This window comes from Micromonospora sp. M51 (genome assembly GCF_018070305.1).
GTDB lineage: Bacteria > Actinomycetota > Actinomycetes > Mycobacteriales > Micromonosporaceae > Micromonospora > Micromonospora parva.
In genome coordinates this window covers 1-9148 of sequence record NZ_JAGPXZ010000180.1, presented here as the reverse complement: position 1 = coordinate 9148, position 9148 = coordinate 1, and the positions used below count along the sequence as shown (strand labels likewise).

Sequence of the window (9148 nt, the reverse complement as noted above, 5' to 3'; positions counted from 1 at the left end):
ATGCGCATCTGTGGATATCAGTCTCCCGAGGTCACGGCAAGGTCCGGAGCCGCTGTCGCACGAACAGATCGAGATTCGCTCAGGTGCTCGGCGCCCAGTCGGGGTCGCGGCCGAACGCGGCCAGCAGGTGGTCCTGCTCGTCGGCGTCGTCGGGCACCCGTACGCCGGTGTGCACCAGGTTGTTGCGCTGGTAGGCGTCGATCTGGCCGGCGAACCACCGGGCGGCGGCGTGCACCACGTCCGGGTCGAGCTGCGGCTGCGCGCCGATCGCCACCGCCACGTCCCAGCCGTGCACGAGGTGCTCGGCGAGGAGTTGCTGGAGGTATTCGGCGGCCGGTGTGTCGCCGCTGGAGAGGTGCACGGTGCGGTCGATCGTGCCGGGGTGGGTGGCGGCGATCTCGGCCTGCGCGGCGGCCTCCCGCGCGGTGGCGATCGGGTCGGCGCCGAGTTGGTCACCGTCGAGGCGGTCGCCGATTTCCTCGATGGTCCGCCCGGCGAGCAGTGGAACGCTCCACCGGTCCTCGGTCACCACGTGATTGACCAGCGTGCGGACGTCCCAGTCCGAACACGGTGTCGGGTCGGACCACTGGCCGGGCTGGATCTGGTCCACCCGGTCGATGAATTCGGCCAGGCTCCGGCGGTACGCCTCCAAGAGGTCCATGCCGCCGATTGTTCCGGTCGACGGGGCGGACTGAGTCCGTTTTGCCCGGCTCGGTGCGGGGACCGGTGCTCAGTCGAGGTCGGCCGGGTCCAGGCCGAGCTCTCGGGCGGTGACCAGCCGGACCCACTCGCCGAACTGGCGGCGGGAGATCACCCGGTCGTGCACGGCGAGTTGGACGGCGAGGCCGTCCATCACCGCGCTGATCCGCCACGCGGCCCCGTCGGCGTCGGCGCACTGGAAGGTGCCGTCGGCCACCCCGGCGGTGATCACCGCGGCCAGGTCCTGTCGCCAGCGCAGGTCGAGGCGGCGGGAGACCTTCTCCAACTCCGGGGTACGCAGGGATTCCGACCAGCCGTCGATCCACATGGACCAGGAGGTCGCCCTCCCGGCCGGGGTGTAGAGCTTGAGGATCCGGCGGAGCTTGGTCAGTGGCGGGGCGGAGGAGCGGGTCACCGCGTCCAGCCGGGCCAGGTCCTGTTCGACCGCGTACGCGAAGGCCTGCGCGAGCAGCCGCTCCTTGGTGGCGAAGTGGTAGAAAACCAACGCCTGACTCACGCCCGCGGCATTCGCCACGTCCGCTGTCCGGGTGTTGGCCAGACCGCGCTCCACGATCACGTCGCAGGCGGTGCGCAGCAGGGCATCCAGGCGGATCTCGGCCGCACGTCTCGTCACGACCGTTACCGTAGCCCATCCGACTGAACACGAACAGTTACCACCGCGCGCCGATCCACACCGTGGCAGTCGGAAGCCGGACACTTCTTTTGGGTGTCGTCGGTCGTTCCACGGAGAGTGTTCACCGAGGTCCGCTGCCCAGTGCCGGGTCGTCGAGACGTCGATGGTCAGGTATGCGACGCGATGGTGACGATCATTGCCGAGGAATGTCGGAGTGTGACGGTCGGTGCTGGATTCAGGCACCAGGCCAGCCACCTAGGAAGCTGGTCGGGGGTGACCCCGCTCCAGCCCCGACCACCCGGGACGCGCCGAGGCGACCCCGAGTTGGCAGTCAAACACCTACTCGGCTAAAGTTCTCATCCGTCACCCGGGAACGTCCGGGGGCGTGCGGACGTAGCGCAGCTGGTAGCGCATCACCTTGCCAAGGTGAGGGTCGCGGGTTCGAATCCCGTCGTCCGCTCGGAGCTGCCGCCACGTATGACGGGGGCAACCTCGGTGGGGTGGCCGAGAGGCGAGGCAACGGCCTGCAAAGCCGTGTACGCGGGTTCAAATCCCGTCCCCACCTCGGCAACAAGCACGGGCGATTGGCGCAGTGGGAGCGCGCTTCCTTGACACGGAAGAGGTCACTGGTTCAAACCCAGTATCGCCCACCAGAGGAGAACGGCTCGTCACCGGAAGACCCGGTGACGAGCCGTTTCGTTTGTGATGCTCCTGACGTGGGAGCGACGCGGAGCCCTGGCCCTTCAAAAAGTAGGTGGGCACCGCTGGGCGCATGTTGTTGTCCGGCCCTCTTTCACGGTCGGAAGTGCTCCCGCTTGCTGGGTGTGCGGCAGGCAGTTTGCTAATGCGTTAAAAGCTCTCATATTAGGCGCTTGGGCCCATGCCTCTCGAGGCGACTGAGATGGGACCCGGTGGCCAATGGAAGAGGCCAGCACTAACTGTGAATAATTGACAACCTTCGGTATTGACGGCGATAACGGCGCTACTTAAAATGATCAAGCCGTAGCGGTCTGACACACGGGGGCTTCAATGTTCGGTCGCGGTCGCTGGTTCCTGCGTGCCCGTCGTACGGCTCCTCGGGCCGCTGGATGTGCGCTGCTCGCGTTTGTGGTGGTGGCCACGTCGGTTGCGCTGCCGGTGTCCCCGGCGTCGGCGCGACCCGCCCCACCAGCTCGCGCGTCCTGTGTGGATGTTTCCGCTGATGCGTCAGCGGCCAGGAAGATGGTCGATACCTGTGGTCGTCGAGTGGAGATTCTCGCTGAGCGTACGGAGTACTCGCAGACGTTCTTGAACGTTGACGGGTCGCGGACGTTGGAGGAGGGAATCGAGCCGGTTCGGGTGCGGAAGGGTTCGTCGTGGGTGCCCGTGGACACGGCGTTGAAGGTGACCGCGGAGGGTGTGGTGCCGCGGGCGACGGTGTTGCCGGTGGTGTTCTCGCCGGGTGGTGACGGGGTGCTGGCTCGGGTTCGCGATGGTGAGCGTGAGTTGGGTATGTCCTGGCCGGGGAAATTGCCGGCGCCGGTGGTGAAGGGCGATTCGGCGGTGTATCGAAACGTGCTGCCGGACGTGGACCTGCGGGTGACGGCCTTGGTGTCGGGTTTCTCCGAGGTGTTGGTGGTGCGTACGCCGGCGGCGGCGGCGCATCCGAAGTTGGCGGCGGTGCGCTTCGGTCTGTCGACGAAGGGTGTGACGGTCACCGCGGCTGAGGGTGGCGGGCTCGCCGCCCGGGATGGCAGCGGTAAGAAGGTCTTCGAGGCGCCGGCTCCGTTGATGTGGGATTCCACGCCGCTGCCGGAGGCGGCCACGTCACCGGGACCGGATCAGACGCCGACGAAGAAGTCGGACGCGGCACGGGTCGGCCCTGATGGGGCAGGCAAGCCGTCCTCAGCGCCAGGCACCGCGCCGAAGACCCCCTCGTCACCGGCCGGAACCGCGCCGCAGGGGGCGCGGCAGGCGGTGATGCCGGTGAAGGTGACCGGCGGTGAGTTGACGGTGGTGCCGGACCGGAAGCTGCTCACCGATCCGGGCACCAAGTATCCAATCTTCATCGACCCGTCCTGGACGGGCGGCATCGCCGGCGGCGAGTGGACGTCGGTGTGGAGCAAGCATCCGACCAGTTCGTTCTGGAAGAACTCGACCGCCCTGACCAACGGCGGGACGAACGGTTCCGCGGGCGCGGGCCGGACCGAGGACTGCTCCGGCTGCGCCGACCACATCATCCGATCGATTTTCCAGATGGACACCAGCGCGGTGCGCGGGAAGTACATTCTCGACGCGAAGTTCCGGATCGAGCAGCGGCACTCCTGGACGTGTAGCCCGGCATCCAACGCCAAGTTGTGGATGACGGGGCCGATCTCGTCGGGTACGACGTGGGACAAGCAGCCGGTCTGGGACGGCAACTACACCGCGCAGACCGCAGCGAACCGGAAGAACGGCGCGGTCCACGGCTGCGCCGGGCCGGGCACTGTCGAGTTCAACGCCACCGCGATGGTGGCACATGCGGCGGGTGCCAACTCGTCGCGTTTGACCATGGGGTTGCGTGCGGTGAGCGAGGGGACGTTGAACCAGTGGAAGCGGTTCAACCACTCGTCGCCGAAGCTGGCGATCACGTACAACACCAAGCCGGGCGCGCCCTCCGATCGGTTGTCGGACGGTAAGGCGTGTGGCACCGGTGCGAATCGGCCGTATGTGTTGACACAGACGCCGATCCTGGCAGTCAGGCATTCGGATCCGGATTCGTCGCAGCAGTCGTTGACGACCTGGTTCCACTGGTGGCCGTTGGGCGGGGCGCGTAATGACACGGACAAGGTGTCGCAGGCGTCGGGTAACCCGTCGTCGGTGTCGAAGGCGATTCCGGCAGGGAAGCTGACCGATGGTGGGACGTACGTGTGGCAGTCGCGTACGTATGACGGGTCGCATTATGGGGACTGGTCGGGGACGTGCGAGTTCACTGTCGACGCCACGCCGCCGCCGACACCGGGGCCGGTGACGTCGTCCCAGTATCCGGCGGATGGTGCGCCCCGGGGTGGGGTCTCGTTCGCCGGGACGTTCAACATCGCGCCGCCGTCGACGCGTGCCTATGAGGTGAAGGAGTACGCGTACACACTTGATTCGGGTGTGTTGACCGCAGCCGCAACGGTGCCGGCGCGAACCACGGACTACGGGGCGTCGGTGACGCTTTTCCCGCGTCACGATGGTGTGAACGTGTTGTGGGTGTGGGCGAAGGATCACGCTGGCCGATTCTCGGCGACGCCGGCCGCGTACACGTTCTCGGTGCGCGCGGGCAGTGGTCCTGCGGCGCAGTGGGAGTTCGACGAGGCGACTGGTACGGCCACCGACGTGACCGGGCACGGTAACACCGTGTCGCTGTCCGGGTCCGGGGCGGACCGCGTGACCGGGCGGGCCGGTGTCGGCAAGGCGCTGGTGCTGGATGGCGCCCAGGGCAATGCCTCGACCGGGGGGCCGGTGCAGTATCCGCACCCGGATACCGGGGTGATCACCCCGGTTCGTACGGACAGCAGCTTCACGGTGACCGCCCGGGTGCGACTGCCTGCTATTCCGAACTGGCACAAGGCGGCGGTCGCTGCTGATGGCGCACGGACCGCGCCGTTCTGGTTGGGGTACATCATGGGGGCCAACCGGTGGGGCTTCCAGATGAACGAGGCCGATGCGGACCAGTCGGGCGGGCAGAACATCACATCGACCGCTGCTCCGGTCATCGGTAAATGGACCCACCTGGCCGGTGTGTACGACGGAGGTACGAAGACCTTCCGTCTCTACGTCGATGGTGTGCTGCAGCCGGGCACGGGGACGGTCACCGCAGGTTTCAATGCCACGGGGCCCTTACGCATCGGGGCGATGATGTATGCGGGGATGTTGGGGCACAACTGGCCCGGTGACATCGATGACGTGCGGATGTACAACTTCGTCGAGACGGCGGCGAGGATCGCGGAGCTGGCGGTGCCGTTGCAACCGGTGCTGACGTTCCCGAACGGCACGAATGCCACCGCTGGAGCGCAGATGTCAGTGACGTTCAGCGCCGGTGGTGACACCAACGTGACGAAATTCCGGTGGAGTGCCGACAACACGTCGCTGGCCAACGAGGTGATCGCGTCGGCGCCCGGCGGAACGGCGACCGTGTCGGTGCCGGTAGGCGCGATCACTGGTGAACGCCCGTTGTACGTGGTCGCGGTCGATGACGGCAACCGGGTCAGTGGCAGGACGCAGGGAAGCTTCGTCGTGAAGCCCGCCACGATCCTGTCCGGCGTGGCGATCGACGTCATGACGTTCATGCCGGTCGTCGGAGCCACGGTCAGGCTGGAACCCGGTGGCCTCCAGGTGGTCACCGGCAGCGACGGCGGATACTCGTTCTCCGGCTTCGCCCCCGGCACGTACACGGTGTCGGGTGTCAAGGGTGGCCGGTGCGGGTTGTCGGGCAGCCAGCAGTTGCTGGTCGATGGACAGGGTGTGTGGCTGGACCTGTACCTGTTCCCGTACTCAGACGATTCGGGGTACACCTGCGCGGAGCAGGCGAACAGTTTCACAGCGGCGAATGACACAGTGGTCGGGTTGTCGGGGGACAACGCGGTGACCGCGGTCGGGTTGCCGTTCGCTTTCCCGTTCTACGGTCAGGCGTACCGGTCGGCGTGGCTGGATACGAACGGGCTGTTGTCCTTCACGGACCCCGGTGGTTCGCATCCGTACACAGGTGGGTCGTTGCCGGCGCCTGCCGAGCCGAACGCGGTGGTGGCACCGTTCTGGGACGACCTGGTGGTGGACGCCTCGGCGAGTGTGCGGACCGCGACCACGGGTACCGGAGCGAACGAACGGTTCGTGGTCGAATGGCGCAACGTGCACCGGAAAGCGTCGACCGCGCAGCGGGTGTCGTTCGAGGTGATCCTGGCGCCGGACGGCACGGTGACCACCAACTACGACAGTCTTGACGGCGCGGTCGAGCAGGGAGCGCAGGCGGCGGTCGGGATCGAGGCCCCGGCCGGTGCGGACGGGCTGCGCTACTCCACAGCCGAGGCGGTCCTGGCCAGCGGCCGGGCGATCGTGTTCGGCCGCCCGGAGACCGCCAGTCCGCTGGCGTTGCACGACCTGTCCGGCACGCTGGTCAACGCGGCCGGCGCCGCGGTGGTCGGGGCGAGGGTGACCCTGGACCCGTCCGGTATGTCGACCGTCACCGGCGCGGGTGGGGCGTGGGCGTTCGACGACCTGGTCGCTGACAGCTACGCCGTCTCCACGGTGCCGGACACCAGATGCGGGAGCAGGGCCCGGGTCCAGGTGGAGTTGAACGCCAACCTCGTCCGCAATCTGCAACTCGGCCCGGACTACGGCGGCCTCGGCTACGCCTGCACGGTCGGCGCCTCCGGCTACGTCGCGGCGTCAACGGTCATCCCACTGACCGGCGACGACGAGTCCACCTCCGTCACCCTGCCGTTCCCGATGCGATACCACGGCGGGACCTACTCCACGGCTGCCGTGTACACCAACGGACTGCTGAGCTTCCAACCACAGGACGATCCGTTCGGCTGGTACGGGTTCCTGCCAGACGGCGACGCGCCGAACGCCGTGGTGGCCCCGTTCTGGGAGGACCTGGTAGCCGACGAGTCCTCCAGTATCCGTAGCCAACTCACTGGTGTCGCGCCGAACAGGTCGTTCGCCGTGGAGTGGCGCAACATGGCCTTCTACGACGGATCTGACCGGACGACGTTCGAGTTGGTGCTCCACGAGGACGGGCGGATCGTCTTCCACTACGGCGAGATGACATCGCCGAGACAACGTGGCGATGCGGCCGTGATCGGCCTTGAGAACGGTTCCGGCACCGTCGCGGCGGTCTTCTCCGCCCATGAACCGTCGCTGACGTCCCACTCGTCGATCACGTACACGCCTGCGGCGTCGGGGACGATCACCGGCACGTTGACCACAGCGGTGACCTCCACGCCTGTCGCCGGGGCGACCGTGACCATGAGCACGACCGGAACGACCGTCACCACCGGCGCGGACGGCGGCTACCAGTTCACCAACGTGCCGGTCGGCGAGTACGTCCTGATCTCCTCGACCAGCGACAACCGCTGCGTCGGCCAGTCCGCCAGGCAGGTGGTCAACCATGCCGGTGGCACCTCGGATGTTGACCTCTCGGTGATGGTCGACGGGGACGAGTTCGGCTACACCTGCGAGACCAGACCACAGACCTTCATCCCCGGCACCCAGATCGAGGTAGCTCCCGAGGAGGATGAGGACCACTGGCAGGTGAACGCGCCGTTCCCCGTCAAGATCTACGGTGAGTCGTACAACTCGGTGTGGCTCACCTGGAGCGGTGCCGTCGTCTTCCGGCACCCCGGCGACCTCCGTCAAAGCCAACCGATACCGACCCCGGGGCCCAATGATGAGCCGGAACCCGTGGTAGCGGTCCTGTGGGACGACTGGGTGGTCGACGAGTCGGCCGCCATCGCCACCGCCGCACGGGGCACGGCTCCGAACCGGCAGTGGGTGGTGGAGTGGCGCAATGTGCACCACTCCAGCGACCCGACGGTGCGCGCGTCCTTCGAAGTGATCTTCGACGAAGACGGCACCATGACCTTCGCCTACGCCGATATCGATCCAGCCAACATCATCGAGCGGGGAGGCAGCGCCACCGTCGGGATCCAGAACGGTGCCGGCACCATCGGCTTCCAGTACCTGCACCACGACACCCTGCTCACATCCGGTCAGGGTGTGGTGTTCCGGCCCAGCCCTCCGGGCACCGGTGTCGTCTCCGGCATCGTCAGCTGCCAGGGCGCCGCGGTACCGGGCGCGACCGTCACCACGGCGGGCCTGGCCGCGACGACGGCACCCAACGGCACATACCAGATCGAGGACGTGCCAGCTGGCACGCACGCGATCACCGCCACGCTGCACGCGGGTGCCTGCAAGGGCTCCTCCGTCGAGTCTGTCGACGTCGGCTCGAACACCCAAAGAACGGTGGACTTCCCGACCACGACGACCCCGGCCGGTGCCGGATACACCATCGCCGAGCAGCCGATGGTGCTCACCCCGGTCACCGGACCGGCGCTACCGCTGACGGGCGACGACGTCTATATCCCGATCACCCTGCCATTCCCGACCACCCTGTACGGACAGGGGTACGCCAATGGCTGGCTGGACATCAACGGCTATCTGAGCTTCGTCGATCCGGGCGAGTCCCACTCGTACCCCGACCGTCTTGCGGAGCCGGACGGCTACTACGGGCCCGACGCGGCCATCTATCCGTTCTGGCACGACTGGATAGTGGACGACGACGCTGCCGTGCGTGCGGAGATCCGCGGCACCGGGTCAAACCGCCAGTACGTCATCGAATGGCACAACGTCCTGTCCCACGTCGACGATCTGACCCGGGTCTCCTTCCAACTGATAATCCACGAGACCGGCGGATATTCGTTCGTCTATGCCGATCTCGACGGCACGTTCCAGGAAAGGGGCGGCGGCGCTGTCATCGGCATCGAGAACGCCGAAGGCACCCGCGCACTCCAGTACGTCTACCGCCAACCGGTGCTCCGACCTGGCATCGGTTTGCGGATCAACCCGCCCACGTCCTGATTCGTCCACCCGCCCCCAACCCGGGCCAACGCTCGGATTCGCACGGCCCGTGTCCGCACCTGGATCACGGACCTGCTGAGCCGAACGACTCCCGGGGCCACCGACGCTCGCCCTGAAATGCACACGGCCCGCTCGTGAGCCGAATCGGTCGCGGACCCGCGACCCCCCTCGGTTGAGGGTCCGCGACCGACCGACGAGGGACCAACACGAAAGACCGCGGCGAGCACGTGATGG

3 protein-coding genes and 3 tRNA genes are annotated in these 9148 nt (G+C 67.2%); 4 read left to right on the top strand and 2 right to left on the bottom strand.

Annotated features, from left to right (window positions below):
- Positions 1–79 precede the first annotated feature (79 nt).
- A complete protein-coding gene (locus KBX53_RS12570) occupies positions 80–661 on the bottom strand; it encodes a TIGR03086 family metal-binding protein (RefSeq protein ID WP_210859294.1) in 582 nt (193 codons plus the stop codon).
- A 69-nt stretch (positions 662–730) separates the two neighbouring features.
- On the bottom strand, positions 731–1333 hold the full coding sequence (locus KBX53_RS12565) for a TetR/AcrR family transcriptional regulator (protein ID WP_030336107.1): 603 nt from the start codon (positions 1331–1333) through the stop codon (positions 731–733).
- A gap of 387 nt (positions 1334–1720) precedes the next feature.
- On the opposite strand from KBX53_RS12565, the gene KBX53_RS12560 reads away from it, so the two are divergent.
- The 4 genes from KBX53_RS12560 to KBX53_RS12545 all read left to right on the top strand — a co-directional run bounded on the left by KBX53_RS12560 (position 1721) and on the right by KBX53_RS12545 (position 8914).
- Positions 1721–1793, top strand: a tRNA-Gly gene (locus KBX53_RS12560).
- A 34-nt stretch (positions 1794–1827) separates the two neighbouring features.
- Positions 1828–1898, top strand: a tRNA-Cys gene (locus tag KBX53_RS12555).
- A gap of 13 nt (positions 1899–1911) precedes the next feature.
- Positions 1912–1986, top strand: a tRNA-Val gene (locus KBX53_RS12550).
- 706 nt (positions 1987–2692) lie between these two features.
- Positions 2693–8914, top strand: coding sequence for a carboxypeptidase regulatory-like domain-containing protein (locus KBX53_RS12545; RefSeq protein ID WP_309140763.1), 6222 nt, complete (start codon positions 2693–2695; stop codon positions 8912–8914).
- Positions 8915–9148: the final 234 nt, after the last annotated feature.

Bases quoted from the DNA above. Each gene is read 5' to 3' on its own strand.
- KBX53_RS12570 (WP_210859294.1), bottom strand. From the start codon at position 661: ATGGACCTCTTGGAGGCGTACCGCCGGAGCCTGGCCGAATTCATCGAC.